Genomic DNA, 26482 nt, shown 5'->3' with positions numbered 1-26482 from the left:
CTTACTGAACGTTCGGTCACTAATTCCGAACCTACCGCAGTCCGACCGTCTGCAGGAGGAGTCGACGATGACGCTCACCGCACCCGATGCATCCGCCACCGGCCACGACGAGGCAGCGCTGGCCGAGGCGCAGGCGCACTTCGACGCCATCATCGAGGCCGACCAGCGCATCGAGCCGCGCGACTGGATGCCGGACGCCTACCGCAAGACGCTCATCCGCCAGATCTCGCAGCACGCGCACTCCGAGATCATCGGCATGCAGCCCGAGGGCAACTGGATCTCCCGCGCCCCAAGCCTCAAGCGCAAGGCCATCCTCATGGCCAAGGTGCAGGACGAGGCGGGCCACGGGCTCTACCTCTACTCCGCCGCGCAGACGCTCGGCATCAGCCGCGACGAGATGACGGAGCAGCTGATCGAGTCGCGCGCCCGCTACTCCTCGATCTTCAACTACCCGACGCCCAGCTGGGCCGACATGGGCGCGATCGGCTGGCTCGTCGACGGCGCCGCGATCTGCAACCAGGTGCCGCTGTGCCGCGCCTCCTACGGCCCCTACGGCCGCGCGATGGTGCGCATCTGCAAGGAGGAGTCGTTCCACCAGCGGCAGGGCTTCGAGATCCTGCTCGAGCTCTCGAACGGCACCGAGGCGCAGCACCGCATGGCGCAGGAGGCCGTGGACCGCTGGTACTGGCCCTCGCTCATGATGTTCGGCCCGCCCGACGACGAGTCGCCGAACTCGGCCCAGTCGATGGCGTGGAAGATCAAGCGCTTCTCGAACGACGAGCTGCGCCAGCGCTTCGTCGGCATGCTCGTGCCGCAGGCCGAGGTGCTGGGGCTCACGCTCCCCGACCCGAACCTGCGCTGGAACGACGAGACGCAGCAGTGGGACATGTCGGAGATCGACTGGACGGAGTTCAACGAGGTGCTCGCCGGCCGCGGTCCCGCGAACGCGCAGCGCATCCAGCATCGCCGCGACGCCCACGAGGAGGGCGCGTGGGTGCGCGAGGCCGCCGCCGCGTACGCGGAGCAGCAGGCTGCGCGCGAGCGGCAGGCCGCCTGATGTCGACGCCCGGAGACGTCGCCGGCGAGGGCTGGCCGCTGTACGAGGTGTTCGTGCGCGCCAACCGAGGCCTCAGCCACGTGCACGTCGGCTCGCTGCACGCGCCCGACGACGAGATGGCGCTGCGCAACGCGCGCGACCTCTACACCCGCCGCAACGAGGGCGTCTCGGTGTGGGTGGCGCGCTCGACCGCGATCACGACGAGCGACCCCGACCAGAAGGGCGCCTTCTTCGAGAGCCCGGCCGGCAAGAACTACCGCCACGCGAAGTACTACGAGAAGAGCGCGGAGGTGCCGCACCTGTGAACGCGCCCCAGCCCCCGGCCACCGGCCGGGATGCCGCCTCGATCGCCGCGATGCACCAGGCCGACGCCGATGCGGTGCACGGCGACGTCTCCGTCGACGAGCTCGACCTCGCAGCAGAGCTGTCGGGGGCGGATGCGTCGGCCGTCGCGAGCGACGACGTCGCGGCGTACGCGATGCGGCTCGGCGACGACGCGCTGATCCTCTCGCAGCGGCTCGGCTGGTGGATCTCGCGCGCCCCGGAGCTCGAGGAGGACATGGCGCTCGGCAACATCGCGCTCGACCTGCTCGGGCACGCGCGCAGCCTCCTGCACTACGCGGGCACCGCATCCGGCCGCACCGAGGACGACCTGGCCTACTGGCGCGACGAGCACGAGTTCCGCTGCGCGTGGCTCTTCCAGCAGCCGAACGGCGACTTCGCGCACACGATCGTGCGCGGCCTGATCGCCTCGATCTGGATGCAGGAGCTCTACACCGCCCTGTCGCGGTCGTCGGATGCGTCGCTCGCGGCCATCGGCGCGAAGTCGGTCAAGGAGGTCGCCTACCACCGCGACCACGCCGTGCAGTGGACGCTGCGCCTGGCCGGCGGCACCGAGCAGTCGCGACGCCGCCTGCTCGTCGCGCTGACCGACGTGTGGCCCTACACCGACGAGCTGTTCCGCGACGACGAGCTGCACGACCGACTGGAGGGCATCGCCCCGCGACCGACGAGCCTGCGCGCCGGCTTCGACGAGGTCTGGGACGCGGTGCTCGCCGAGGCCGAGATCGCCGAGGCCGACTTCACGAACCCCAAGATCGGCCAGTCCTCGGGCGGCGGCCGCCACGGCAACCACTCGACCCACCTCGGGCCGCTGCTGGCCGAGATGCAGGTGCTGGCCCGCTCGCACCCGGGGGCGTCGTGGTGAGCGCTGCCACCGCATCCGCTCGCACGCGCGACGAGGCATGGCGCATCGCCGCCGCCGTGCCCGACCCGGAGGTGCCGGTGCTGACGATCGAGGATCTCGGCGTGCTGCGCGCCGTCGAGGTCGACGACTCGGGCGTGCGCGTGACCCTCACCCCGACCTACTCGGGCTGCCCCGCCATCGACCAGATGCGCGACGACGTGCTGCTCTCGCTCACCGCCGCGGGCTTCCGCGACGTGACGGTCGACTTCACGCTGAGCCCGGCCTGGACCACCGACTGGATGAGCGAGGCCGGCAGGCAGAAGCTCGAGGCCTACGGCATCGCGCCCCCGACGCACCGCGCGGGCGAGCGCCAGGGTCCCATCCCCGTGATGATCGGCGTGAAGTGCCCGCGCTGCGGCAGCCTGCGCACCCGCGAGGTCTCGCGCTTCGGCTCCACCGCGTGCAAGAGCCACTTCGAGTGCCTCGCGTGCCTCGAGCCCTTCGACCACTTCAAGGTGCACTGACGTGGCCGCCACGAACCTCGGCTCGACCGGCCTGCCGACGCGCCCCGGCGCAGCCGCCCCCCGGTCGCGCGGCCGCTTCCACACGCTCGAGGTCGCCGAGGTGCGCCCGCTGACCGCAGAGTCGGTCGAGGTGACCTTCGCCGTGCCGGAGGAGCTGCAGGGCGACTTCGGCTACGTCGCCGGCCAGCACCTGGCGCTGCGCGCCACGGTCGACGGCCACGAGATGCGCCGCTCCTACTCGATCTGCCGGCCGCCGACGCCGGGCTCCATCTCCGTCGCCATCAAGCGCGATCTCGGCGGCCGCTTCTCGACCTGGGCCAACAGCGAGCTCGCCCCCGGCGACCGCATCGACGTGATGAGCCCGCAGGGCACCTTCACCTCGGCGCTCGAGTCGATCGACGGCGCGCACGTGGTCGGCATCGCCGCCGGCAGCGGCATCACGCCGATGATGGCGCTCGCCCACGAGGTGCTGTCGCGCTCGGCCACCTCGACCTTCTCGCTGCTGTTCTCGAACCGCTCGACACTCGACGTGATGTTCATCGAGGAGCTCGCCGACCTCAAGGATCGCTATCCGGCGCGGCTCGCGCTGCACCACGTGCTCTCGCGAGAGCAGCGCGCGGCGCCGCTCATGTCGGGCCGCATCGACCAGGAGCGGCTCGAGCGCATCCTGTCGGAGCTCATCCGCCCCGAGTCGGTCGACGAGTGGTTCCTGTGCGGGCCGTTCGAGCTCGTGCAGCTGTGCCGCGACGTGCTCGAGGAGCAGGGCGTGGATGCCGCGCACGTGCGCTATGAGCTGTTCACGACCGGCAAGCCCGTCGACGCGGGCGGCGATCGCGGCCGCCCGGTGCAGGTCGAGGCCGGCGAGGACTCCTGGACGCTCGACTTCACCCTGGACGGGCAGTCGACGCAGGTCGAGAGCCCCATCTCGGCGCGCGAGTCGATCCTCAACGCCGCGCTGCGCGTGCGACCCGACGTGCCCTTCGCGTGCGCGGGCGGAGTCTGCGGCACATGCCGCGCGAAGGTCGTCTCCGGCAGCGTGCACATGACCGAGAACTACGCGCTCGAGCCCGACGAGCTCTCCCGCGGCTACGTGCTCACCTGCCAGTCGCATCCGAAGCCCGACACCGCGCGGGTGGTCGTCGACTACGACGTCTGACCGGGCCGGCACGAAGGAGCCACCATGATCGAGCTGCAGATCACCGACGACGTCGCCGAGGTCGTGCTGCGCGCACCCGAGCGGCGGAACGCGGTCGACGCATCCGCGCTGCATGCGCTGTCGGATGCGTACTCCGAGGCCGAGCGCGCCGGCGTGCGGGCGCTCGTGCTGCGCGGGGAGGGCAAGGCGTTCTGCGCCGGCCGCGACATCTCGCAGGTGGATCCGCGCACCGACGACGCCTCCGGCTTCATGCGCGGCGCGCTGCAGCCGGTGCTCGAGCAGATGGCGGCGTTCCCCGCACCGACCTTCGCGGTCGCGCACGGCGCGTGCCTCGGCGTGGGGCTCGGCCTGCTGATCGCCACCGACGTCGTCTACGTCGCCGAGTCGGCGAAGCTCGGCAGCCCCTTCGCGGCGCTCGGCGCGACCCTCGACTCGGGTGGGCACGCGCTGCTCTTCGAGCGGCTCGGCGCACACCGCGCCTTCGACCTGATCTACTCGGGTCGGCTGCTCTCGGGCGCCGAGGCCGTCGCCGCCGGCCTCTTCTCGCAGTCGTTCCCCGACGACGAGGTGCTCGAGGCGACGCGCGCTGCCGCAGCGCACGCCGCACAGGGGCCGACGTTGGCGTTCCTCGCGACGAAGGAGATCATCCGCGGCCTGCGCGACGACCGGCAGGGGCTGTGGCGCTCGGTCGAGGCCGAGAACGCGGCGCAGGTCGAGCTGGCGCAGACGAGCGACTTCCGCGAGGGCTTCGAAGCGTTCCAGCAGAAGCGGACGCCGCGCTTCACCGGGCGCGGCTGAGGCTCCTGCCGGTCGTCGGCGGTGGGGCGTAGCCTGCCTCCGATGGATCACCTGCAGCCCCTCGCCCGCTGCCAGGCGCTGTTCCTCGCGACGGCGCAGCGGGCCGACCTCGAGACGCGCGTGCCCTGGCTCGGGCGCTGGCGGGTCGAGCAGCTGGTGGTGCACCTCGCCCGCATCCACCACTGGGCAGCCGGCCAGGCGCAGCGTCGAGCGGAGGCGCCGCTCGGGCGCGGACCCTTCGACGTGCCGCGGCTCTACGCCGACTGCGCGGCCGAGCTGCGGGAGGTGCTGGCCTCGCTCGATCCCGATGCGCCCGCCTGGGCGCTCATCGACGACGGCGTGCCGAGGGCGGCGCAGCGCGGCACGGTGCGCTTCTGGCACCGGCGGCAGCTGCACGAGACGCTCATCCACCTCTGGGATCTGCGCACGGCGCTGGGCGAGCCGCTCCACGACGCCGAGCTCGGCGGCGCGGCGTCGGAGGCCGGCGCGGCGTCGGCAGGCATCTGGCTCGACTGCCTCGAAGAGGTCGTGACCGTCATGCACCCGCGCCAGCTGCGGCTCGAGCGGGTCGCGCCGCCGCCGGCCGCGCTCGTCTTCGCCCCGACGGGGCCGGGGGTGGGGGCGGATGCGTCGTGGACGCTGACGGGCGCGCCCGTCGGCGCGCCGACGGTCACGATCGCTGGCCCGCCTCGAGCGCTCGCCCTGCTGGCGTGGGGCCGCGGCGTGCCCGAGCACGACCGGCTGGCCGCCGACGGCGTCGAGGTGCACGGCGATCGCGCGCTCGCGGAGGAGATCCTGCGCGCGGGCATCACGCCCTAGCGGAGCACCGACGGCGATCGTGCGCCCGTGGTGATCTGCGCGCAGGAAATGGGGGACAATAGTGCGGTGACCTCCCCGAACGATGTTCCCGTCGGCCAGCCGCTGCCCGGCGCGCCGTTCGGCCTGGCGGTCAAGCGCTTCTTCCAGGGCTACGTGCGCTTCTCGGGTCGCGCGAGCCGCAGCGAGTACTGGTGGGCGCAGCTGTTCGTGGTCATCGTGCTGCTGGTCCCGACCGTGCTGCTGGTGATCGCGAGCGTCGGGCTGCTCGCGAGCGTGCTCGCCGCGGCGTCGAGCCCGGATCCGGAGGTGGTGCTCAGCATCGCGGTCGCCGGCTCCGGCGGCCTCACGCTGCTGAGCTTCGTCGTGGTGCTCGTCTCGCTGCCGCTCATCCTGCCCACCTACTCCTCGATGTGGCGGCGGCTGCAGGACGCAGGCTTCCACGGCGCCTTCTCGCTGCTCTCGCTCGTGGGGCTCTCGATCGTGCCGCTCGCGCTCTGCATCTTCCCGGGGAGCCCGGAGGGCATCCGCTTCGACCCTGCCTACCGCGCGCAGCTGGCGGCGCAGCAGGGCTACGGCGCGACCCCGTACGGAGCACCCGGGTACGGGCCCGCCGGGTACGGCGCAGCTGGATACGGTGCCGCTGGATACGGCACAGGCGCGCACGGCTCGCCCGCGTACGGTCCGCCCGCGTACGGTCCGCCCGCAGAGGGCTCGCCGGCATATGGCACATCCGCTCCCCTGCCCGCCGAGGCAGTGTGGGGGCCGCCCGGGCAGGCGCAGCCCGTCGAGGGCCAGATGCCGCACCCCTACGACCACCCGGCCTCCTACTCGCAGCCCGAGCCGCAGCAGTAGCCACCGGCGTCAGCCGTCGGTCGTCGGTCGTCAGCCCGCGGCCTCCGCGGGTGCTCGATCATCGCTCGCGGCGCGGATGCGCAGGCTCGAGAGCAGCCCGAGGACGAGGGCTGCCGCCGCGATCCACCCGGCGAGCGCCGTGCCCTCCGTCATGGCGGCGCGCGCCGCCTCCGCGATGAAGGCGGTCTGCGGGTCGGCGGCGAGGGCGGCGATGCTGCCGCCTGAGCTCGCCGTCACCGAGTCGACGAGCGGCTGCAGCGAAGGATCGGCCGCGACGGCATCGGCGAGCCGACCCTCGGTGCCGACCGCGAGGGAGGTGAAGAAGGCGCTGCCCAGCACGGCGATGCCGAGCGCGGAGCCCGTCTGCCGTGCGGTGCTCTGGGTCGCCGAGCCCTGCCCGCTGCGCTCCACCGGCACATCCGCCAGCACCACGCTCGTGAGCTGCGCCGTGGCGAGACCGACGCCGATGCCGTAGACGAAGAGCACGGGCGCGGTCAGCCACGCGGTGCTGTCGGGGCGGATCAGCAGCGCGAGCGCCGCGATCGCGCTGATCTCGAGCACCAGGCCGATGCGCACCACCACGACCGGGCTGAGCCTGCGCGCGAGGCCGGCGACCGCGCCGCTCGCGAGGAACGACCCCGCGGCGAGCGGCACGAGGGCGAGCCCGGCCTGGAACGCCGTGAAGCCGAGGACGTTCTGGAACCACAGCGGCAGCGACAGGATGAGGCCGAACTCGCCGAAGCTGACGATCAGCGCCGTCACGTTGCCGTTCGCGAAGGAGGGGATGCGGAAGAGCGAGAGGTCGAGGATGACCCCCTTCCCGGCTCGACCGCGAGCGCGCTGCAGCAGCACGAAGGCCGTGAGCGCCAGCACCGCCACGAGGAATGCCAGCGGCACGGGCGAGAGGCCGGCGACGTCGAACGGAGCGGCGTCCTCGGCCGTCCACCAGCCGTAGCTGCGGCCCTCGATGAGCCCGAAGACGAGCGCGCCGAAGCCGAGGATCGACAGCAGCGCGCCGCCGATGTCGAGGCGCTGCGCGGCGCCGGCGAGCGCCTCGCGCGACTCCGCGACGAACAGGAGCAGGCCGGCGACGACGAGCACGCCGACGGGCACGTTGATGCCGAACGCCCAGCGCCAGCTCGCGTGCTCGGTGAGCCAGCCGCCGACGAGCGGGCCGATCGCGGCCATGCCGCCGATGGTCGACCCCCACACCGCGAACGCGATCCCGCGCTCGCGGCCGTGGAAGCTCGCGTTGAGCAGCGCCAGCGTCGTCGGCAGGATCATCGAGCCGCCGAGGCCCTGCAGCGCGCGGCCGCCGATCAGCAGCGCGCCGCTGTCGGCCAGCGCGCACAGCACGCTGGCGGCGACGAATACGACGATGCCGGTCAGCATGATGCGGCGCCGGCCGACGCGATCGGCGAGCCGACCCCAGGTGAGCAGCAGCGCCGCGAAGAGCAGCGTGTAGATCTCCTGCACCCACTGGATCTCGGTGCTCGAGATCTGCAGGTCGTCGACGATCGACGGGATGGCGACCGAGACGATCGTCGAATCCATGATGATGATCGCCACGCCGAGGCTGATGGCGAGCAGTCCCCACCAGCGGTGGCGCACGTGCCGGTCTGCGCCCCCGGCGCGCTCCCGGGATCCGGCGCGATCGGCGGGCAGGGCGGGGTCTGGTTCGCGGCTCACGGTGCTCCTTCGCGCATCGATGCACGGGCAGCGCGGGCGGTCCGGAGGCACCTCGAAGCAAACATGATAGCCAGGCTCTCTGTGCGCTTGGCTATGCATCTTGCGTGCTCGCGGCCGGCCGCGGCATCGCCATCCGGACTCTCGACCGGTCAGCTGGTAGGCGGACGCCCCTACGGCGGTCGGCCTGCCCGTCAGCCGGTTGAGCGTCGTGGTGGAGGGGCGCAGCGAGCGGGCGCGTCCTCAGCGAGCGAGCGCCGTGGCGCTCGGCACTGCGCCCGAGACCGGCGTGCGCGGGCGCGCCGTTCCCGTGAGGACGGCGGTCGACAGCCCGAGCGCCCCGGCGAGCCCGACGGCCCACCACGGCGGGCCGGGGATCGGGGGCATCGCCAGCGCGGGCTCGCTCGCGGCCGGGGTCGGGATGCGCTCCGCGGTCACGAGGATCCGGTGCGTGTTGATCCCGAGCGGCGTGCAGGTGATGAGCGTCACGAGGTCATCCCCCGCCACCGGGTAGAGCGAGTGCGTCTCCTCTGGCTGGACGACGCGGGTGTCGCGCACGCGGTAGGTCAGCACCTCGCCGTACACCTCGATCTGCACCAGGTCGCCCACGGCGACCTGGTCGAGGTCGCTGAAGAGGGTCGACTCCGGCAGCCCGCGATGAGCGGTGAGGACGGCGTGGCTGCCCTGCCCGCCGACGGGCAGGGCAGTGCCGAACAGGTGGCCGACGCCCCGCCGGAGCACGGCCTCGCTGGTGCCGTGGTAGATCGGCAGGTCCACACCGATCGCGGGCACGCGCACGCGCGCCATCACGCCGGCCTCGTCGAGCGAGAGCAGCGAGCGGTAGTCGGCCGCCACCTCGCCGGATCCGTCGGACACTCGCTCGAGCTGCGGATCCACGACCGCTCCGCCCGTGAGCGCGTCGTTGTAGGCGCGCGCGGAGGCGAGCGAGGCCTCTCGATCCGCGGGGCCGAGCTCGGCCGCCTCCTGCGAGTACGACTGGCCGACCTGCGACTGCGCCGACTCGGCGAACCACGCCGCGGTCGACGGGTAGACCATGATGCTCGAGCCGCCGGCGATGAGCGCGGCCGCGACCGACCCGAGCGCGGTCGCCCGGCGGGTCCTGCGGATGCGTCGCATGGCGCTCCTCGACGTGTGACGGATGCGGCGGGGCGGCGACGAGCATCGCTCGCCACCGCCCCGCTCAGCGGATCGGGCCGATCAGCCCTGGTTCGCGCCGCGGCGGCGCGCGACGACGAGCACGACGCCGATGCCGATCAGCAGCAGCGCGCCGCCGCCGATCAGGAAGGCGACCTGACCGTCGCCACCCGTGATGGGCAGCTGGAAGGCTGGAGCCTGCGCGTTCTCGATCGTCGTGGTGTTGGGCGCTGCCAGGCTGCTCGGGAGCACCGTGACCTCGTAGTCGCCGGTGCCGCCGATGATGTAGCCGAGCGGCGCCTCGACCTCGCGCAGCGTGTAGGTCACGCCCTCGAGCGCCGTGCGCAGGCCGGGGATGACGACCACGCCGTCGACGGTCGAGAACCGCGTCTCGCCATCGACCTCGACGATCGCGCCGGCAGCGTCGTAGACCTCGAAGACCGCGCCGTCGAGCAGCTCGGTGGACCCGGCGGCCGTCTTGGTGATCTGGAGCGCGCCCCAGTAGCTCACCGCCTCGTTCGACACGAAGCCGTTCGCCCGCTCGGGGTCGTTGACGAAGACGGCCGCGGTGTTCTCGATCGAGCCGTCACCGACCGCGAGGATCTCGCTGGTGATGGTCACCGTCAGGGTCTGGCCGCCGGCCGCGTTCAGCGCGACGAGCCCGGGGCCCGCCATCTCGACGATGACGAGGCCGCCGGTCGAGGTGAGCGCGTAGTCGGTGCCTGCCGTCAGCGAGGTCTCGCCGAGCGTGACCGTCGCCGAGACGAAGGCGAGCTGCTCGACCGAGAGCTGGTCGACGACCGCGAAGGCCGACAGCGTGTTGCCCTCGCTCTGGTAGGGCACGAAGGTGTCGATCGTCCAGGTGACCTGGTCGCCGATGCCGCGAGCGTCGGTGTCCACGACCTCCTTCGCGACGTCGATCAGCGAGTTCTTCGGGTAGACGTTGACGTCGTAGAGCCAGTCGTCGCCCTCGATCGCCTGCGGGATCGACACCAGGAAGGGCTGTGCCGGCAGCGCCACCGGGTTGGCGCCGGTGCTGGTCTCCGTCACGAGGTAGACGCCGATCGGCAGGCCGCCGAAGACCGCCTCGCCGGCGCTCGGGGTGCCGATCGCGCCGGTGGTGGCGGTGTCGGCGGCGCCCAGCGGGTAGGCCTCGGGGTCGCCGAGCACGTCAGCGGCGACCAGCCCGTTCGCTGCAGCCCAACCCGCGTTGGTGCTGAGGTCGATGCTCTCGACCTGCTGCGCGGTGAAGGTGACGCCGCCCAGCGGGTTCAGGCCGGTGGTGTCGATCTCGGTGCCGTCGCCGATCGCGCCCGCGGTCGGCGGCTGCTCGAGCTTGTGGACGGTGATCGAGCCCTCCGCGGCGGGGTCGATGTTGGGTGCAGCGGAGGCAGGTGCAGCGCCGAGCGCCAGCAGTCCGGCGACCGACACGGCGGCGATGGCAGCTGCGAGGCGGCTGCTCATGCCCATCTGTCGTTGCTTCATGAGTGGGTTCTCCTGGTGATGAGTGGTTCGGAAGGGATGGGGGAAGTCGAAGGGGTCAGTGCGCGCGGCGCTGCCGCACGGCCAGCGCGAGCACGAGGAGCATGCCGAGCGCGAGCACCCCGCCGCCGGCGAGGGCGACCTGGTCGGCGCCGATGCCGCCGGTGCGCGGCAGCGCGAAGGCCGGGACCGCCTGGTTGACGAAGCGGAAGACCTCGTGCTCGGCGGGACCGACGGAGACGGCTCCCGGATCGGCCGCCTGCCACAGCGCCGCATCGGCATGATCGATCGGGGCGTCGGGGTCTCCGAGGTAGCGCTCCAGACTGAGCGCGAGGTGCGGCGCGGCGCCGCCCTCGGTGAGGGCGTAGGCGTGGCCCGGTCGCACCTCGAAGGTGTTGGCGGGCAGTGCCTGCTCTGCGCCCTGGACGACCGTCGGGGTGAGGCCGGCGAGCTGTGCTGGTGAGGCGATCAGCTCGAACGCGGCGGGCACCAGCTGGCCCCGCTCGTCGATGACCTGCTTGAGCAGCGTCAGCTCCGCGGTGGTCTGGCCGATCTCGCAGGTGACGTCCGCGCCGGTGGGGACGCGCACGACCGCGCCGGTGAGCGCGACCGGGACCCCGGCATCCGTCGTGCACGACCACGGGCCCGAGGGCACGTAGGTCGCCGGTCCCGCGTGCGCCAGGGTGTAGTCGGCGGTAGGGCTGACGCGGCCGGTGACGCCCGTCGGACCGGAGACGGAGGCGCTCGGGCCGGTGGCGGTCAGCGTCCACTGGCCTGCGCTCGCGCTGCCGTGGTCGACGCTGGTGACGAGCGTGAGGGTGCTCTCGCACGTGACCGTGTTCGTCACGGTGACGATGGTCGTCGCGCCCGACAGGGTGACGGTCGCGGGGACGGGACGCGTGACCCCGCCGGCGGTCGCCGTGGAGGAGACCAGCGAGCACGAGACGGAGGGAGCGATCGAGGTGGTCTCGGCGACCGTCACCGTCGCGCCCGGCAGGTAGCCGTCGCGGGGCACGCCCCACGGCTGCGCCGATGCGCCCGCGGCGCCCGGGCCGGTGAGGGTCGCGGATGCGGTGAGGCCGGCGGGCTGCGTCCCCTCGGGGTAGCTGACGCCGTCGACCACCCATGCCTTGCGCACGTCGAGCCGCACCGCGACGTCGTTCGCGACGGCCGCGGTCTGGCTGAGGACCGCGGTGCTGCCGACGGGGGTCGCCGTCGCGGTCGCGGTGTTGCGCACGGTCAGGCCGCGCGATGCCTCGCTCAGCTGCACGCGGTAGGTGAGGGTGACGGTCGCGCCGACGGGGAGCCCGGCGGTGCGCTGCCACGTGATGGTGGTGCCGGTGCGCGCGACCGCGCCCTGGTCGCCCGCCGAGACCACTGCGCGCAGCGAGCCCTCGACGAAGGTCGCGCGGTCGAGGACGCCGCTGAGGTCATCGGTGAGCCGGGGCGAGCTCAGCAGCGTCTGGCCGCTGTTGCGGAGCGTCACCGTGTACTCGACCGGCTGCCCGGGCACGCCGCCGGTGCCGGCGGGCACGCTCGAGCCCTTCGTCACGGCCAGCTGCGGCAGCGCGACGACGACCGGGTGATCCTCGACCTCGCCCACCGCGGCGACGCCGGTCGGGGCGAGCGTCGTGCCCGTCGCGCCGATGCGGAGGCGCAGGTAGGTCGGGGTCGCGGCGGGCGCCGCGACGACCGTGGCAGGGACGGTCCACGCCAGGGTCGCGGAGCCCGACGCGCAGACCGTCTGCTGCGAGGCATCCGCCGCATCGGCCGCGCCGGTGAAGGAGCCGTTGCGGTTCCAGTCGAGCCAGCCCCGCACGGCTCCCGTGCCGGTGCACGAGACGCGCACCTGGTACTGCTGCCCGGCGGCGGTCGCGACCTGCAGCGCGCCGCTCGTCACCTGCAGGCCTGTCGTGGGGCTCGTGAACGTGAAGAGCGCATCCTCGTCGTCGATGCCGCTGCTGTCGTCGGCCGTGCCCGGACCGGGGTTCGGGGCACCCTCACCGTCGACCGTGGCTCCGATCGTGCCGACGGGGGTGGTCGTGGAGGTGGAGGGCGTCGCGAACGGGATCGAGCCGAAGACGGCCGCGCCCCGGTTCGTGGTGCTCCAAGCGCCGGTCGTCAGCGGCACCTCTCCGCGGTCGTAGCGAGGCTGCAGGATGGCGCCGGCGTCGCCGTAGCTGGCGGGGGCGTCGCCGAAGTCGAGCGCGAGCATGACGCCGAGCGCGATGGCGCTCTTGCCGCCGCCTCGCACGGTCACGCTCGTGAGCGAGGTGGCGCCGTCGACGAACGCCACGGTGGCGGGGCCGGAGGCGCACGGGGCGGTCGGACCGTAGAGCTCCAGCCGCTGCGGGCTGGTCGACGGACGGTAGGCGTAGGAGTCCGCGGTGCAGCCAGCGGTGCGGTGGCCGTCGATCATGCGCCAGGTGGCGCCTGCGGGAGCCGTCGCACCCACGTGCTCTTGGTTGCCCGACTGCTCGGCATCGGCGAAGACGAGGCCCGCCAGGGGCACGTTCGCACCCTGGTACGCCGCGCTGCACGCCAGGTTGAAGGTCACCAGCGAGTTGTCGGGACCGCTCAGGCCGCTGATGAGCCGGTTGCTGCCACCGGTGCCGCCGATGTTGTAGAGCTCGTCGAGCGCGTCGCCGCTCCAGGAGCCCGGGCGATACGCGGCGAGCGAGCCGTTGAGGCTCGAGATCGTGCACGACACCGTGAGCGGCTGCCCCGCCACCGTGACGGTGGTGGTGCGCGTGCCGTTGCCGACGGCCTGGTTGTGCGTGCCCCACTCGATCCACTCGATCGATTGCAGGTAGCGGCCGGAGCCGCCCGTCGCCTGCGCCGCCTCTGCCTCGGACGCGGGGGTCAACGGCGAGAGCGGCGCGAGCACGGCACCGAGCAGGATCGCCGCGGTCGCAGCAGCGATGACGCCGATGGAGCGACGGGTTCTGGACGCGCGCATGCCGAGGAGACCTCCGGGAGGGGATGAGGCTCCCGGCGCGCCTGCGCGCCGCATCCCACCGAGGTCGACAGGGGAGCATCAGCAGACTAAGCGCAAAAACGCGAAGGCAGCAATGTTCTGGTGAGCAAGGCTCACTAAAGATTCGCTCAAGGAAGCAGGCGGTGCGCTGCCCCTTCGGCACGCACCCCGCGTGCGGTCAGCCCGCTGGGGTCGTCTCCTCGACCACCGCCGTCGCGACCGTCAGCTGCTCCCCCTCGGCGTCGATGCGCACCGTGCCGGCGCTCAGCCCGCCGATCACCAGGTCGGCGATCCGATCCTCGACCTCGCGCTGGATGAGCCGGCGCAGCGGCCTCGCACCGAACTCGGGCTCGTACCCGTGCTCGGCGAGCCACGCGAGCGCGGCATCCGTCACCTCGAGCTCGATGCCCTGGGCGCGCAGCCGCTCGCCCACGCGCTCGAGCAGCAGCGACACGATCTGGCGCAGCTGCGCAGGCTCGAGCTTCTGGAAGAGCACAATCTCGTCGATGCGGTTGATGAGCTCCGGCCGCATCTGCTCGCGCAGCTTGCCCATCACCTTCGCCCGCAGCTCGTCGGCGGAGCCCGCGCCGTCGCCCGCCTGGAACCCGATCGGCCCCGACTTCGACGCCAGGAACTCGCCGCCGAGGTTCGAGGTCATGATCACCACGGTGTTGCGGAAGTCGACGGTGCGGCCCTGGCCGTCCGTGAGCCGGCCGTCCTCGAGCACCTGCAGCAGCAGGTTGAACACATCGGGATGCGCCTTCTCGATCTCGTCGAGCAGCACCACGGAGTAGGGCTGGCGGCGGATGCGCTCCGTCAGCTGCCCGGCCTCGTCGTAGCCGACGTAGCCGGGAGGGGCACCGATGAGCCGCGCGACCGTGTGCCGCTCGCCGAACTCCGACATGTCGAAGCGCACGAGCGCGCCCTCCGAGCCGAAGAGGCTGCCCGCGAGCGCCTTCGCCAGCTCGGTCTTGCCGACGCCCGTGGGCCCCAGGAACAGGAACGAGCCGATGGGCCGCCCTGCGTCCCCGAGACCGGATCGCGAGCGCCGCACCGCCTTCGCGACAGCGGCGACCGCGTCGTCCTGGCCGACGACGCGCTCGTGCAGCTCCTGCTCGAGCACGGCGAGCCGCTCGCGGTCGCCCTCGGTGAGCCGCGCGGCGGGGATGCCGGTGGCGCGCGAGACGACCTCGGCGATCTGCTCCTCGTCGATCTCGCCGTCCTCGCCGGAGCCCGACTGCACGGCGGCCTCGATCGCGGCGATCCGGTCGCGCAGCCTCGTCGCCTCCTCGAACTCCTCGGCGGCGACCGCCTGCCGCTTCTCCTCCTCGAGGTGCGCGCGCTCGGCGCTCAGCGCCTCCACGTCGACCTTCGCACCGAGGCGCAGGCGCATCCTGGCGCCTGCCTGGTCGATGAGGTCGATCGCCTTGTCGGGCAGGAAGCGGTCGCTGATGTAGCGGTGCGAGAGCTCCACCGCGGCGCGGATCGCCGCGTCGGTGTAGGTGACGCGGTGGTGCTCCTCGTAGGCGTCCTTCAGGCCGGCGAGGATGCGCACGGCGTCCTCGACGGAGGGCTCGGCGACGAGCACGGGCTGGAAGCGGCGCGTGAGCGCGGCGTCCTTCTCGATGCGGCGGAACTCGGCCAGCGTCGTCGCGCCGATCATGTGCAGGTCGCCGCGAGCGAGGCGAGGCTTCAGGATGTTCGCGGCATCCATCCCGCCCTCGCCGCCGCCACCGGCGCCGAGGATGGTGTGCAGCTCGTCGATGAAGACGATCAGCTGCTCCTTGTGCGCCGTGATCTCCTCCATCGCCTTCGTGATGCGCTCCTCGAAGTCGCCGCGGTAGCGCGTCCCCGCGACCATCGCGGTGAGGTCGAGCGCGACGACGCGCTTGCCGGTGAGCGACTTCGGCACGCCGCCCTCGACGATGGCGCGCGCGAGCCCCTCGACGATCGCGGTCTTGCCGACGCCGGCCTCGCCGATCAGCACGGGGTTGTTCTTCGAGCGGCGCGAGAGGATCTCGATCGTCTGCTCGATCTCGTCGGCACGGCCGATGACCGGGTCGAGCCTGCCGTCGCGGGCGCGCTGCGTGAGATCGATCCCGAACTCGTCGAGCGTCGGCGTCGTCGAGCTGGGGTCGACGGCCTTCGAGGGCTGGCGCCCCTGCTGCGCCTCGATCGCCTGGCGCTGCGCCTCCGCGGCGCCGCGCTGCAGCGACTCCTGCGTGATGCCCGCCTCCTGCAGCAGTGCGCCGACCGCGCTGTCGCCGGCGACCAGGAAGGCGAAGAACAGGTGCTCCGGGTCGATGTAGCTCGAGCCGTTGGCACGAGCGATCTGGTAGGCGTCGCGCAGGGCCCGCTGGGCGGATGCGGTGAGCGCGGGCGGCCCCTGCGCCTCGCGCTCGCCGTCGGCCGGCATCCGCTCCTCGATCGTGGATCGCAGCCCCTCGAGATCGGCGCCGGCGCCCGTGACGGCCGCCGAGACCTGCGGCAGCTCGAGCAGGGCGTGCAGCAGGTGCAGCGCGTCGACCTCGGCGTGCCGGTGCTCGCGGGCGTACTCCACGGCCGTGGCGATGACCGAACTCATGCGGCGCGACACCAGGCGCGTGAGGTCGATCGAGCGCTGCGCGGGCAGGCGCTGCCCCTGCAGGATCCGAGCGATGAAGTCGTCGAACGATCCCTCGCCGACGGGCCCGTAGATGGCTGCCATGTGCGTCCTCCGAGAACTTGAGCGTATGAGACTCAAGTTAGAACATCGGAGGGCGCCGTGCATTCCCGTTCGCCGAGGGCGAGCGCGGCGCGCGCCGATGGCCTCAGCCGACCGCCTTCCCGATGAGCTCCTTGACGCGCGTGCGCACCGCATCCGTCACCTCGACGATCGCGAACGACGCCGGCCACATCGCGCCGTCGTCGAGCTTCGCGTCGTCCTGGAACCCGAGGGTGCCGTAGCGAGCGTCGAACTTCGAGGCCTGCTGGTAGAACACGACCACCTTGCCGTCCCTGGCATAGGCGGGGAAGCCGTACCAGGTCTTCGGGTCGAGCTCGGGGGCGACCTCGGTGACCGCCTCGTGGATCATCTGCGCGATCGCCCTGTCGGGCTCCGGCAGGCCCTCGATCGTGTCGAGCACGTCCTTCAGGTCCTTCTCCTTCTTGGTGCCGCCCTTGCGGCCCGACTGCTTGCGCAGCTCGGCGGTGCGCTCCTTGAGCGCCTTCCGCTCGAGGTCGGAGAGCGTGCCGTCGTCCTCAGCCATGGTGGTATGCCTTCGGTCGGATGCGGTGGCGCGGTCGCGCGCACCGGTCGCGTGCACCGATCATGCCCCGCCCGGGGCCGATCGCGCTGCCCCATCCACAGGCGCGCGTCAGGCGGTGGGGACCGCGTGCCTCCGCGGCCCGGGCTCCTCGCCCGGCGTCGACGACCCATCCGCCGCCGCGTCGCCGCGCGGCGCGGATGCCTCCGCCGGCTCCTCGGCGTCGTCGACGAACGGACCGTCGCCGCGGTCGCCGTTGTAGAGCTCGAGGTCGAGGATGCCTTCGCGCTTCGCCACGATGGTCGGCACGAGCGCCTGCCCCGCGACGTTGAGCGCCGTGCGGCCCATGTCGACGATCGGGTCGACCGCGAGCAGCAGGCCGACGCCCTCGAGCGGCAGGCCGAGGGTCGACAGCGTGAGCGTCAGCATCACGGTGGCGCCGGTGGTGCCCGCGGTCGCGGCCGATCCGACGATCGAGACGAAGGCGATCAGCACGTACTGGATGATCGAGAGCTCGATGCCGAAGAACTGCGCGACGAAGATCGCGGCGATCGCCGGGTAGATCGCGGCGCACCCATCCATCTTGGTCGTCGAGCCGAAGGGCACCGCGAACGACGCGTACTCGCGCGGCACGCCCAGGTTGCGCTCGGCGACGCGCTGCGTGAGCGGCAGCGTGCCCATCGACGACCGGCTCACGAAGCCGAGCTGCACCGCCGGCCACACGCCCGAGAAGAACTTGCGCGCCGACAGGCCGTGCGCCTTCGCCAGCGCCGGGTAGACGACGAGCAGCACGATCGCGAGGCCCAGGTAGACGGCGCCCACGAACCAGGCGAGGGTGCCGAGCTTCTCCCAGCCGTACTGCACGACCGCGTTGCCGAGGAGGCCGACGGTGCCGATGGGCGCGATGCGGATGATCCACCACAGCACCTTCTGGATCACCGCGAGCGCCGACTCCGTGAAGTCGAGGAACGGCTGCGCCTTCGCGCCCAGCTTGAGCGCGGCGATGCCGACGACGGCCGCCACGACGATGACCTGCAGCACGTTGAAGCCGACGCTCGAGGTCAGGTCACCGGTGTCGGATCCGCGGGTCGAGACGGTGAGGCCCAGGAAGTTCTGCGGCACGAGGCCGATGAGGAAGTCCCACCAGCTGCCGACGCGGCCGGGCGCCTCGGTCTGCAGCTCGCCGGTGTCGACGCGCGAACCCGGCTGCAGCACGGTGCCCAGCGCGATGCCGATCGTGACGGCGATCGCCGCGGTGATCGCGAACCAGAGCAGCGTCTGGCCGGCGAGCCGGGCCGCGTTCTGCACCTTCCGCAGCTGGGCGATCGAGGCGATGATCGCGGTCAGGATCAGGGGCACGACGGCGGTCTTCAGCAGCGCGACGTAGCTGGAGCCGATCGCGGCGAGCGTCGCGGCGAGGCCGTTGTCGCCGCCCTCGGCGTCGGGCCCGAGCTGCCGGGCGACGAGGCCGAGCAGCACGCCCAGCACGAGCGCCAGCGTGATCTGGAACCCGAACGAGCCGAGGATCCTCCGGGCGCGAGAGGGCGGCGGGGTGGTGGTCGCGGACACGGTGCTCCTTCATGGATGCGGTGGGAGGGACGCGCGGGCTGGTCGCCCGCAGTGCGCTTCCAGTTATACCCCCCATCACGTGCCCTTGCATCTCGGGGCAGCACGGCCGCGTCACGCTGCGTCATCTGCCCGGCTCGCGCTCAGCCCCGCCTGACCCGCTCACTCACGAGCGCACCACTCCCCCTCGCACGGCGACGGCCGCCCCCGGGGTGCGAGGCGGCCGTCAGCGCGACGTGCGATCAGCGGGCGTGCGTGCCCTCCGCGATCTCCTCGAGCACCTTCGCGTTGAAGGCGGGCAGGTCGTCGGGCGTGCGGCTCGAGACCAGCCCCTTGTCGGTCGCGACCTCCTGGTCGACCCAGGTGGCGCCGGCGTTCTGCAGGTCGGTCCGCAGGCTCGGGTAGCTCGTGATCGTGCGACCGTCGACGCCGCCGGCCTCGATGAGGATCCAGGCGCCGTGGCAGATGACGCCGATCGGCTTGCCCGCGTCGACGAAGCCCTTGACGAGGGCCACCGCGCCCTCGTCCATGCGCAGGTGGTCGGCGTTGACGACGCCGCCGGGCAGCACGAGCGCGTCGAACCCGGAGGCGTCGACGTCCGCGACCGTCGCATCGACGGTCTGCGAGTGGCCGTTCTTGCCCTCGACCGAACCCGCCTTCGGTGCCACGAGCGTCGGCTGCGCGCCCGCGCCCTGCACAGCCTCCCAGGGGCTCGTCAGCTCGGAATCCTCGAAGCCGTCCGTGAGCACGAACGCGACCTTCTTGCCGGTGATGTCAGCCATTGCTTCCTCCTCGGTTGGGGTACATCTGCACCGTACGCTCCTCCGCTGAGCGTCGGCTCACCATTCCCCTCAGCGCAGCGCACCGAAGCGCCATGCCTGTCGCGCCAGCGCATCGGGTGGCATCCTGGCCCCATGCACGACCCCGCGCCGCTCGTCGATCGCCTCCGCGCGCTCGCCACCGAGGAGCAGCGCGCCGCCCTCGAGCGCGCCCTCGTCGACCGCACCGAGACGGTGATCCTCGGGGTCAGGATGGGCAGCGTGTTCGCGCTCGCCGACGAGCACCTCGACCTGCAGCTCAACGCGCTGCGCTCGCTCCTGCACCGGCGCGAGCACGAGGCCCGCGTGCTCGCCCTCAGCGTGCTCGGCCGACGCGCCAAGCGCGAGGCCGCCGACTCCGCGTGGCTCCGCGAGGCGGCAGCGCTCTACGTCGCCGAGCACGACCGCGTCGTCTCCTGGGATCTCGTCGACCTCGCGGCGCCCTTCGTGCTCGGCCGGCTCGCCCTCGCGGACGGCACGAGCACGCTCGACGCCCTCGCGGGATCCGCCGACCCCCTGCGGCAGCGCAGCGCCCTGCTGGGCGCGCTGACACTCGTGCGCCGAGGGCGGACGACGGATGCCGTGCGGCTCGCCCTCGGCATGCTCGCCTCCCCCGCCGAGCAGCTGCAGCGCACGATCGGCGCCCTGCTGCGCGAGGTCGGCAAGGCCGACCGCGGGCTGCTCGTGTCGACGCTCGAGCAGCACGGCGCGCGCATGACGGCGATCGCGCTGCGCGCCGCGACGGAGCGCCTCGAACCCGGCGAGCGCGAGCGCCTCCGGGGCCTGCGCGACCGCTGACCCCCCGGCACCACCCTCGTGCCGTGACCGGACCGAGTGGCATGCGGTGACCGAACCGGGTGCCCGAGGGGCGCTCCTCGCCCCTCGATCGCGCGTGGGTGGCCGGGCGTAGCGTCGAGCACGACCGAGGGGGCCGGATGCACGCGAACCACACCGCTGTAACTCGTGTCCGGCGTGTCGCAGAAACTGTTGCCGCCGAGTGCACAGGTGTCAGCGGCGGCTCTCCACAGCAACTTCCGCGTCGTTCCGCGGCGGGAATCACCAGCTGGGGAGAACTGTTGAAACAGGTGTGGAGAAACACACCATGTTGTGTCGTCGCTCCGCGTCAGACCCCACATATAGTGGGAGCCCGGCCAGCGCCGCACCAGCTCCCCTCACGATCCACCTCCACGAAGGAAGGCCGACATGACTGTCACCGTCTACTCCAAGCCCGCGTGCGTGCAGTGCACGATGACCACCCGAGCGCTCGACGCGCAGGGCATCGAGTACGAGATCTTCGACGTCACCGCCGACGACAAGGCGCTCCAGACCGTCAAGGATCTGGGCTACATGCAGGCCCCCGTCGTGATCGCCGACGAGGCGCACTGGTCGGGCTTCCAGCCCGACCGCATCAAGGCCATCGTCGCGGCCTGACCCCGTGACCTCGGCCGTGCTGGATGCCGCCGTGGTCGACCTGGTCTTCTTCTCCAGCGTCTCGGGCAACACCGCCCGCTTCGTCGAGAAGCTCGGCCGGCCGGCCGCGCGCATCCCCCTCTACGCCTCGGAGCCGCCCCTCGAGCAGCGCGAGCCCTTCGTGCTCATCGTGCCGACCTACGGCGGCGGCGACGGCAAGGGCGCGGTGCCCAAGCAGGTCATCCGGTTCCTCAACGACGAGGAGAACCGCAAGCACCTGCGCGGCGTGATCTCCGCCGGCAACACCAACTTCGGTGCGGGCTACGGGCTCGCGGGCGACATCATCGCCCGCAAGTGCGACGTGCCGCACCTCTACCGCTTCGAACTGTTCGGAACTCCTGACGACGTGCGCGTCGTCAACGAAGGATTGGATGCACTATGGCGACCGTGACGCCCGAGATGACGACGGGGAAGACGTCGGCGATGGACTACCACTCGCTCAACGCGATGCTCAACCTCTATGGATCGGACGGCAAGATCCAGTTCGAGAAGGATCGTGAGGCGGCGAACCAGTACTTCCTGCAGCACGTCAACCAGAACACGGTCTTCTTCCACTCCCTCAAGGAGAAGCTCGACTACCTGGTGGAGAACGAGTACTACGAGCAGGAGGTGCTCGACCAGTACTCCTTCGACTTCATCAAGGCGCTCATGAAGCGCGCCTACGGCTACAAGTTCCGCTTCCCGACGTTCCTCGGCGCGTTCAAGTACTACACCTCGTACACGCTGAAGACCTTCGACGGGAAGCGCTACCTCGAGCGCTACGAGGATCGCGTCGTCAACGTCGCGCTCGCGCTCGCCGCCGGCGACGAGACCCTCGCCGAGCAGATCGTCGACGAGGTCGTCAACGGCCGCTTCCAGCCGGCCACCCCCACGTTCCTCAACGCGGGCAAGAAGCAGCGCGGCGAGCTCGTCTCCTGCTTCCTCCTCCGCATCGAGGACAACATGGAGTCGATCGGCCGCTCGATCAACTCGGCCCTGCAGCTCTCGAAGCGCGGCGGCGGCGTCGCCTTCAACCTCACGAACATCCGTGAGTACGGCGCACCCATCAAGCAGATCCAGAACCAGTCCTCCGGCGTCATCCCCGTGATGAAGCTGTTCGAAGACAGCTTCTCCTACGCGAACCAGCTGGGCGCCCGACAGGGTGCGGGCGCGGTGTACCTGCAGGCGCACCACCCCGACATCATGCGGTTCCTCGACACGAAGCGCGAGAACGCCGACGAGAAGATCCGCATCAAGACGCTCTCCCTCGGCGTCGTCGTGCCCGACATCACCTTCGAGCTGGCGAAGAAGGGCGAGGACATGTACCTCTTCTCGCCCTACGACGTCGAGCGCGTCTACGGCGTGCCCTTCAGCGACATCTCGGTGACCGAGAAGTACCACGAGATGGTGGACGACTCGCGCATCACGAAGACGAAGATCAACGCTCGCGAGTTCTTCCAGACGCTGGCGGAGATCCAGTTCGAGTCGGGCTACCCCTACGTCATGTTCGAGGACACCGTGAACCGGGCGAACCCGATCGACGGCCGCATCAACATGTCGAACCTCTGCAGCGAGATCCTGCAGGTGAACACGCCCTCGACCTACGACGACGACCTCGACTACGAGTCGATCGGCAAGGACATCTCCTGCAACCTCGGCTCGATGAACATCGCGCTGTCGATGGACTCGCCCGACTTCGGCCGCACGGTCGAGACGGCGATCCGCGCCCTCACCGCGGTCTCCGACCAGTCGAACATCGGCTCGGTGCCCTCGATCGCCCGCGGCAACGACATGAGCCACGCCATCGGCCTCGGCCAGATGAACCTGCACGGCTACCTCGGTCGCGAGCGCATCCACTACGGCTCCGACGAGGGCATCGACTTCACGAACATCTACTTCTACACGGTGCTGTTCCACGCGCTCCGCGCATCGAACCTCATCGCGCAGGAGACGGGTCGCACCTTCGACGGCTTCGAGCGCTCGACCTACGCCTCCGGCGAGTTCTTCGAGAAGTACACGCAGCAGGCGTGGAAGCCGGCGACGGCGCGCGTGCAGGAGCTGTTCGACACGGCTGAGGTCGCGATCCCCACGCAGGACGACTGGCGCGAGCTGCAGGCGCTCGTGCAGCAGCACGGCATCTACAACCAGAACCTGCAGGCGGTGCCCCCCACCGGCTCGATCTCGTACATCAACAACTCGACGTCGTCGATCCACCCGATCGCGTCGAAGATCGAGATCCGCAAGGAGGGCAAGCTCGGCCGCGTCTACTACCCGGCGCCGTTCATGACGAACGACAACCTGGAGTACTTCCAGGACGCGTACGAGATCGGCCCCGAGAAGATCATCGACACCTACGCCGCGGCGACGCAGCACGTCGACCAGGGCCTCTCGCTCACGCTGTTCTTCAAGGACACCGCGACGACGCGCGACATCAACAAGGCCCAGATCTACGCATGGCGCAAGGGCATCAAGACCATCTACTACGTGCGACTGCGCCAGCTGGCGCTCGAGGGCACCGAGGTCGATGGCTGCGTCAGCTGCATGCTCTAGCGGCAGCCGACGACGAGACGATGAAGGATAGGGACATGGACACCCAGGACACCGCCGCGAGCGCGTTCGACGAGATCGCCGAGGCGCCCGTCGACGCCGAGCAGGCGCGCGAGACCATCGAGGCCGAGCGCGCCGAGACCGCTGAGGCGCACGCAGAGGGCGCCGAGCAGACGGCGGCCCAGAAGCAGCAGCACCGCCACAACCACCTGGTGCAGGCGATCAACTGGAACCGCATCGAGGACGACAAGGACCTCGAGGTGTGGAACCGGCTGGTGAACAACTTCTGGCTCCCCGAGAAGGTGCCGCTGTCGAACGACGTGCAGTCGTGGGGCACGCTGACGGAGGACGAGAAGCTCCTCACGATGCGCGTCTTCACGGGCCTGACGCTGCTCGACACCATCCAGGGCACCGTCGGCGCCGTGTCGCTCATCCCCGACGCGATCACGCCGCACGAGGAGGCCGTCTACACGAACATCGCGTTCATGGAGTCGGTGCACGCCAAGTCGTACTCCTCGATCTTCTCGACGCTCGCGTCGACGAAGGAGATCGACGAGGCCTTCCGCTGGTCGCAGGAGAACCCCTACCTGCAGCGCAAGGCCGAGATCATCATCGACTACTACGAGGGCGACGACCCGCTGAAGCGCAAGATCGCCTCGACGCTGCTCGAGTCGTTCCTGTTCTACTCGGGCTTCTACCTGCCGATGCACTGGTCGAGCCGCGCGAAGCTGACGAACACGGCAGACCTCATCCGCCTCATCATCCGCGACGAGGCCGTGCACGGCTACTACATCGGCTACAAGTTCCAGAAGGCGTTCGAGCAGCTGCCCGCCGACCGCCAGGCCGAGATCAAGGACTACACGTACTCGCTGCTCTACGAGCTCTACGAGAACGAGTCGAAGTACACGGCCGACCTCTACGACAGCGTCGGGCTCACGGAGGACGTCAAGAAGTTCCTCCACTACAACGCCAACAAGGCGCTCATGAACCTCGGCTTCGAGCCGCTGTTCCCCCAGACCGTGACCGACGTGTCGCCGGCGATCCTCTCGGCCCTGTCGCCGAACGCCGACGAGAACCACGACTTCTTCTCGGGCTCGGGCTCCTCCTACGTCATCGGCAAGGCCGAGGCGACCGAGGACGACGACTGGGACTTCTAGTCCGGATGCTCGCAGCGGCCCCGCACCATCACGGTGCGGGGCCGCTGCGCTGCGATCGGTGAGGCGTGCGGCTGCGAGACGATGGGTGCATGCGCACCAGAGCCCGACGCCTCGCCGGCGGCATCATGCTGCTCCTGACGGCGCAGTACTTCGTCGCCGAGCTCGTCGCCGCCGCCGCCTGGTCCCGCGTGCCCTACAGCTTCGTCGCCAACTACATCTCCGACCTCGGCGTCCCCGAGTGCGAGGTGCTCCCGGAGCGCGTCGTCTGCTCGCCGGCGCACGCGGTCATGAACACCGGCTTCGTGCTCCAGGGCGTCCTGCTCCTCGGCGCGACCTGGCTGCTGGCGCGCGAGCTGGCTCGCGGATGGCGGTGGGTCGTCGGGATCCTCGGTCACGTGTTCGCGCTGGGCATCGTCATCGTCGGCCTCTTCCCCGGCTCGATCGCCGAGGAGCTCGGCGGCGACCCCGTGCGCAGCGCCATGCACGGCCTCGGGGCGCTGCTGGCGATCGGCGGCGGGGCGCTGCTCGTCACGGCGACCTCCATCGCGCTCCTGCTCGCCGGACGGCGGCTCGTCGGCGCCGTGATCGGCGCCCTGGCCGCGGCCGACTGGCTCGGGATCGTGCTGTTCCTCCAGCACGACGTCGCGACGATCGGCGCGACCGAGCGGCTGGCGGTCTGGCCCACCACGATCGCCTTCGTCGTGCTCGGGGTCGCGACGCTCGTGCTCCGCGCGCGCGACCGATCTCCCGGCTGAGCGGTCAGTCGTCGAGGATGCCGTGCGGATCGCGGATGCGCACCTCGCGGCCGCCCTCGCGCATCCGCTCGACCGCCTCGCGCAAGAGCCTGCGCCCCACGGCCGTCGCGGAGGCGACGCGCGAGAGGTCGAGCACGAACGACTCGCCGTCCGGCACCTCCCCGAGCTCGCGCAGCGCCACCTCGACGGCGGCGAAGTGCATCGTGCCCTGCAGCTGCACCTCGCGCAGGCCGTCGCCGTCGGCATCCGGCTCGATCACGCCGTAGAGCACGTGGGAGGCGACCTCCGGCGCGTGCATGAGGTGCAGCCCGAGGTCTGCCGACAGCGCCTCGAAGGCGCGCACGCCGCGCACGCTGTTGCCGATCTCGTCGAGCCGGGGCGAGAACGCGCCGATGCCCGCCTGACCGGGCAGCGCGCCGAGCACCCCGCCCGAGACGCCGCTCTTCGCCGGGATCCCGACCGTGCTCATCCACTGGCCGGAGGCGTCGTACATGCCGCACGTCGCCATGACGCTCAGCACCTGCGTGCTCACCCAGGCCGGCACGACCTGCTCACCGGTGACCGGGTTGCGCCCACCGGCCGCGAGCGTCATCGCCATGACCGCGAGGTCGCGCACGTCGACCAGCAGCGCGCACTGGCGGATGTAGCCCTCGACCGCGTCGTGCGGCTCGCCGTCGAGCTTGTCGCGCGCGTGCACGAGGTAGGCGAGGGCGAGGTTCCTGCTCGCCTCCGACTGCTCGGAGGCGAATACCGACTCGTCGACCTCGAGGTCGCGCCCCGCGAAGGCCGAGAGCCCCTGCTGCACCCGCTGGTCGCGCCGCTCGCGACCGATGCCCTCGTCCCCGACGAGGGCATGCGTCGTGATGGCGCCGATGTTGATCATCGGGTTGCGCGGCCGGCCGCTCCGCTCGAGGGAGATCTCGTTGAAGGAGTCGCCGGAGGGCTCGACGCCGACATGCTCCAGCACGGTCTCGAGGCCGCGATCCGCGAGCGCCAGCGCATAGGCGAAGGGCTTCGAGATCGACTGGATCGAGAAGCGGTGCTCGGCGTCGCCCGTGGCGTAGACGGTCCCGTCGATGGTGCACAGCCCGATGCCGAAGCGATCCGTGTCGGCCTCAGCGAGCTCGGGGATGGTGCGCAGCACCTCGCCGCCGTCGTCGTCGGCGCATCGCTCGCGCAGCTCGTCCAGCAGGTCGGGGATCGGGTTGCGCATGCTGCGAGGCTAGCGAGGCGCGCTGGTGGTCGGCACCGCG

The 26482-nt window shown here is 71.3% G+C and carries 23 protein-coding genes; 14 read left to right on the top strand and 9 right to left on the bottom strand.

Annotation, left to right across the window (positions count from 1 at the left end; all coding sequences use genetic code 11):
* Window positions 1-67 precede the first annotated feature (67 nt).
* The 8 genes from paaA to AA0Z99_RS12510 all read left to right on the top strand — a co-directional run bounded on the left by paaA (window position 68) and on the right by AA0Z99_RS12510 (window position 6392).
* Entirely contained in the window at window positions 68-1057 is a 990-nt protein-coding gene (gene paaA, locus AA0Z99_RS12545) for a 1,2-phenylacetyl-CoA epoxidase subunit PaaA (protein WP_413317857.1), read from the top strand.
* Window positions 1057-1362: a 1,2-phenylacetyl-CoA epoxidase subunit PaaB gene (gene paaB / locus AA0Z99_RS12540; RefSeq protein WP_413317855.1), complete on the top strand. Its 306-nt coding sequence runs from the start codon at window positions 1057-1059 to the stop codon at window positions 1360-1362. The genes paaA and paaB overlap by 1 nt, the downstream gene beginning before the upstream one ends.
* Window positions 1363-1412: 50 nt before the next feature.
* Window positions 1413-2264, top strand: coding sequence for a 1,2-phenylacetyl-CoA epoxidase subunit PaaC (paaC, locus tag AA0Z99_RS12535; RefSeq protein ID WP_413320867.1), 852 nt, complete (start codon window positions 1413-1415; stop codon window positions 2262-2264).
* Window positions 2261-2767 carry a 1,2-phenylacetyl-CoA epoxidase subunit PaaD gene (paaD, locus tag AA0Z99_RS12530; protein ID WP_413317853.1) on the top strand — a complete coding sequence of 169 codons (507 nt, stop codon included), beginning with the start codon at window positions 2261-2263 and terminating at the stop codon, window positions 2765-2767. Before paaC ends, paaD begins: the two co-directional genes overlap by 4 nt.
* Before the next feature lies 1 nt (window position 2768).
* The gene (gene paaE / locus AA0Z99_RS12525) at window positions 2769-3923 is read left to right on the top strand and encodes a 1,2-phenylacetyl-CoA epoxidase subunit PaaE (RefSeq protein WP_413317851.1); all 1155 of its coding nucleotides are present in this window, start codon (window positions 2769-2771) and stop codon (window positions 3921-3923) included.
* A 24-nt stretch (window positions 3924-3947) separates the two neighbouring features.
* Window positions 3948-4721: an enoyl-CoA hydratase/isomerase family protein gene (locus tag AA0Z99_RS12520; RefSeq protein ID WP_413317849.1), complete on the top strand. Its 774-nt coding sequence runs from the start codon at window positions 3948-3950 to the stop codon at window positions 4719-4721.
* Window positions 4722-4763: 42 nt separating this feature from the next.
* Window positions 4764-5540: a maleylpyruvate isomerase N-terminal domain-containing protein gene (locus tag AA0Z99_RS12515; protein ID WP_413317847.1), complete on the top strand. Its 777-nt coding sequence runs from the start codon at window positions 4764-4766 to the stop codon at window positions 5538-5540.
* A 66-nt stretch (window positions 5541-5606) separates the two neighbouring features.
* The gene (locus tag AA0Z99_RS12510; protein ID WP_413317845.1) at window positions 5607-6392 is read left to right on the top strand and encodes a DUF805 domain-containing protein; all 786 of its coding nucleotides are present in this window, start codon (window positions 5607-5609) and stop codon (window positions 6390-6392) included.
* Between the two features lie 30 nt (window positions 6393-6422).
* Here the strand turns inward: AA0Z99_RS12510 and AA0Z99_RS12505 are convergent, their stop codons facing one another.
* From AA0Z99_RS12505 to AA0Z99_RS12470, 8 genes are all read right to left on the bottom strand, one after another.
* On the bottom strand, window positions 6423-8081 hold the full coding sequence (locus tag AA0Z99_RS12505; protein WP_413317843.1) for a DHA2 family efflux MFS transporter permease subunit: 1659 nt from the start codon (window positions 8079-8081) through the stop codon (window positions 6423-6425).
* A gap of 240 nt (window positions 8082-8321) precedes the next feature.
* A complete protein-coding gene (locus tag AA0Z99_RS12500; protein ID WP_413317842.1) occupies window positions 8322-9215 on the bottom strand; it encodes a class C sortase in 894 nt (297 codons plus the stop codon).
* Between the two features lie 81 nt (window positions 9216-9296).
* Window positions 9297-10718, bottom strand: a complete 1422-nt coding sequence (locus AA0Z99_RS12495) for a SpaH/EbpB family LPXTG-anchored major pilin (RefSeq protein ID WP_413317840.1) — start codon at window positions 10716-10718, stop codon at window positions 9297-9299.
* Between the two features lie 55 nt (window positions 10719-10773).
* Window positions 10774-13674 (bottom strand): CshA/CshB family fibrillar adhesin-related protein, encoded by a 2901-nt coding sequence (locus AA0Z99_RS12490; RefSeq protein ID WP_413317838.1) that lies wholly within the window; start codon window positions 13672-13674, stop codon window positions 10774-10776.
* A gap of 196 nt (window positions 13675-13870) precedes the next feature.
* The gene (locus tag AA0Z99_RS12485; protein WP_413317836.1) at window positions 13871-16399 is read right to left on the bottom strand and encodes an ATP-dependent Clp protease ATP-binding subunit; all 2529 of its coding nucleotides are present in this window, start codon (window positions 16397-16399) and stop codon (window positions 13871-13873) included.
* A gap of 103 nt (window positions 16400-16502) precedes the next feature.
* Window positions 16503-16940 (bottom strand): iron chaperone, encoded by a 438-nt coding sequence (locus tag AA0Z99_RS12480; RefSeq protein ID WP_413317834.1) that lies wholly within the window; start codon window positions 16938-16940, stop codon window positions 16503-16505.
* Window positions 16941-17048: 108 nt separating this feature from the next.
* A complete protein-coding gene (locus tag AA0Z99_RS12475; protein WP_413317832.1) occupies window positions 17049-18506 on the bottom strand; it encodes a dicarboxylate/amino acid:cation symporter in 1458 nt (485 codons plus the stop codon).
* A 239-nt stretch (window positions 18507-18745) separates the two neighbouring features.
* Window positions 18746-19285, bottom strand: a complete 540-nt coding sequence (locus AA0Z99_RS12470) for a type 1 glutamine amidotransferase domain-containing protein (RefSeq protein ID WP_413317830.1) — start codon at window positions 19283-19285, stop codon at window positions 18746-18748.
* A gap of 132 nt (window positions 19286-19417) precedes the next feature.
* Between AA0Z99_RS12470 and AA0Z99_RS12465 the strand changes: the two genes are divergently transcribed.
* The 6 genes from AA0Z99_RS12465 (at window position 19418) to AA0Z99_RS12440 (ending at window position 25229) form a co-directional block, all read left to right on the top strand.
* The gene (locus AA0Z99_RS12465; protein ID WP_413317828.1) at window positions 19418-20119 is read left to right on the top strand and encodes a DNA alkylation repair protein; all 702 of its coding nucleotides are present in this window, start codon (window positions 19418-19420) and stop codon (window positions 20117-20119) included.
* A 405-nt stretch (window positions 20120-20524) separates the two neighbouring features.
* A complete protein-coding gene (nrdH, locus tag AA0Z99_RS12460; protein WP_072314629.1) occupies window positions 20525-20752 on the top strand; it encodes a glutaredoxin-like protein NrdH in 228 nt (75 codons plus the stop codon).
* A gap of 4 nt (window positions 20753-20756) precedes the next feature.
* Window positions 20757-21182 carry a class Ib ribonucleoside-diphosphate reductase assembly flavoprotein NrdI gene (gene nrdI / locus AA0Z99_RS12455; RefSeq protein ID WP_413317826.1) on the top strand — a complete coding sequence of 142 codons (426 nt, stop codon included), beginning with the start codon at window positions 20757-20759 and terminating at the stop codon, window positions 21180-21182.
* Window positions 21170-23320, top strand: a complete 2151-nt coding sequence (nrdE, locus tag AA0Z99_RS12450) for a class 1b ribonucleoside-diphosphate reductase subunit alpha (RefSeq protein ID WP_413317824.1) — start codon at window positions 21170-21172, stop codon at window positions 23318-23320. Before nrdI ends, nrdE begins: the two co-directional genes overlap by 13 nt.
* Window positions 23321-23355: 35 nt before the next feature.
* Window positions 23356-24474 carry a class 1b ribonucleoside-diphosphate reductase subunit beta gene (gene nrdF, locus AA0Z99_RS12445; protein WP_413317822.1) on the top strand — a complete coding sequence of 373 codons (1119 nt, stop codon included), beginning with the start codon at window positions 23356-23358 and terminating at the stop codon, window positions 24472-24474.
* An 89-nt stretch (window positions 24475-24563) separates the two neighbouring features.
* Window positions 24564-25229, top strand: a complete 666-nt coding sequence (locus AA0Z99_RS12440) for a DUF998 domain-containing protein (RefSeq protein WP_413317820.1) — start codon at window positions 24564-24566, stop codon at window positions 25227-25229.
* Window positions 25230-25233: 4 nt separating this feature from the next.
* Here the strand turns inward: AA0Z99_RS12440 and glsA are convergent, their stop codons facing one another.
* Complete coding sequence (glsA, locus tag AA0Z99_RS12435; protein WP_413317818.1) at window positions 25234-26442, bottom strand: glutaminase A; 1209 nt, start codon at window positions 26440-26442, stop codon at window positions 25234-25236.
* Window positions 26443-26482 lie beyond the last annotated feature (40 nt).

The organism is Agrococcus phoenicis, assembly GCF_047302415.1.
Lineage (GTDB): Bacteria > Actinomycetota > Actinomycetes > Actinomycetales > Microbacteriaceae > Agrococcus.
This window is presented reverse-complemented; position numbering and strand designations above follow the sequence as displayed.

Coding starts and splice junctions, on each gene's coding strand:
- AA0Z99_RS12490 (WP_413317838.1), bottom strand. CDS start 13,674: ATGCGCGCGTCCAGAACCCGTCGCTCCATCGGCGTCATCGCTGCTGCG.
- paaC (WP_413320867.1), top strand. CDS start 1,413: ATGCACCAGGCCGACGCCGATGCGGTGCACGGCGACGTCTCCGTCGAC.
- AA0Z99_RS12480 (WP_413317834.1), bottom strand. CDS start 16,940: ATGGCTGAGGACGACGGCACGCTCTCCGACCTCGAGCGGAAGGCGCTC.
- AA0Z99_RS12470 (WP_413317830.1), bottom strand. CDS start 19,285: ATGGCTGACATCACCGGCAAGAAGGTCGCGTTCGTGCTCACGGACGGC.
- AA0Z99_RS12440 (WP_413317820.1), top strand. CDS start 24,564: ATGCGCACCAGAGCCCGACGCCTCGCCGGCGGCATCATGCTGCTCCTG.
- AA0Z99_RS12500 (WP_413317842.1), bottom strand. CDS start 9,215: ATGCGACGCATCCGCAGGACCCGCCGGGCGACCGCGCTCGGGTCGGTC.
- nrdE (WP_413317824.1), top strand. CDS start 21,170: ATGGCGACCGTGACGCCCGAGATGACGACGGGGAAGACGTCGGCGATG.
- AA0Z99_RS12515 (WP_413317847.1), top strand. CDS start 4,764: ATGGATCACCTGCAGCCCCTCGCCCGCTGCCAGGCGCTGTTCCTCGCG.
- AA0Z99_RS12485 (WP_413317836.1), bottom strand. CDS start 16,399: ATGGCAGCCATCTACGGGCCCGTCGGCGAGGGATCGTTCGACGACTTC.
- nrdH (WP_072314629.1), top strand. CDS start 20,525: ATGACTGTCACCGTCTACTCCAAGCCCGCGTGCGTGCAGTGCACGATG.
- nrdF (WP_413317822.1), top strand. CDS start 23,356: ATGGACACCCAGGACACCGCCGCGAGCGCGTTCGACGAGATCGCCGAG.
- AA0Z99_RS12495 (WP_413317840.1), bottom strand. CDS start 10,718: ATGAAGCAACGACAGATGGGCATGAGCAGCCGCCTCGCAGCTGCCATC.
- paaA (WP_413317857.1), top strand. CDS start 68: ATGACGCTCACCGCACCCGATGCATCCGCCACCGGCCACGACGAGGCA.
- glsA (WP_413317818.1), bottom strand. CDS start 26,442: ATGCGCAACCCGATCCCCGACCTGCTGGACGAGCTGCGCGAGCGATGC.
- paaB (WP_413317855.1), top strand. CDS start 1,057: ATGTCGACGCCCGGAGACGTCGCCGGCGAGGGCTGGCCGCTGTACGAG.
- AA0Z99_RS12465 (WP_413317828.1), top strand. CDS start 19,418: ATGCACGACCCCGCGCCGCTCGTCGATCGCCTCCGCGCGCTCGCCACC.
- AA0Z99_RS12520 (WP_413317849.1), top strand. CDS start 3,948: ATGATCGAGCTGCAGATCACCGACGACGTCGCCGAGGTCGTGCTGCGC.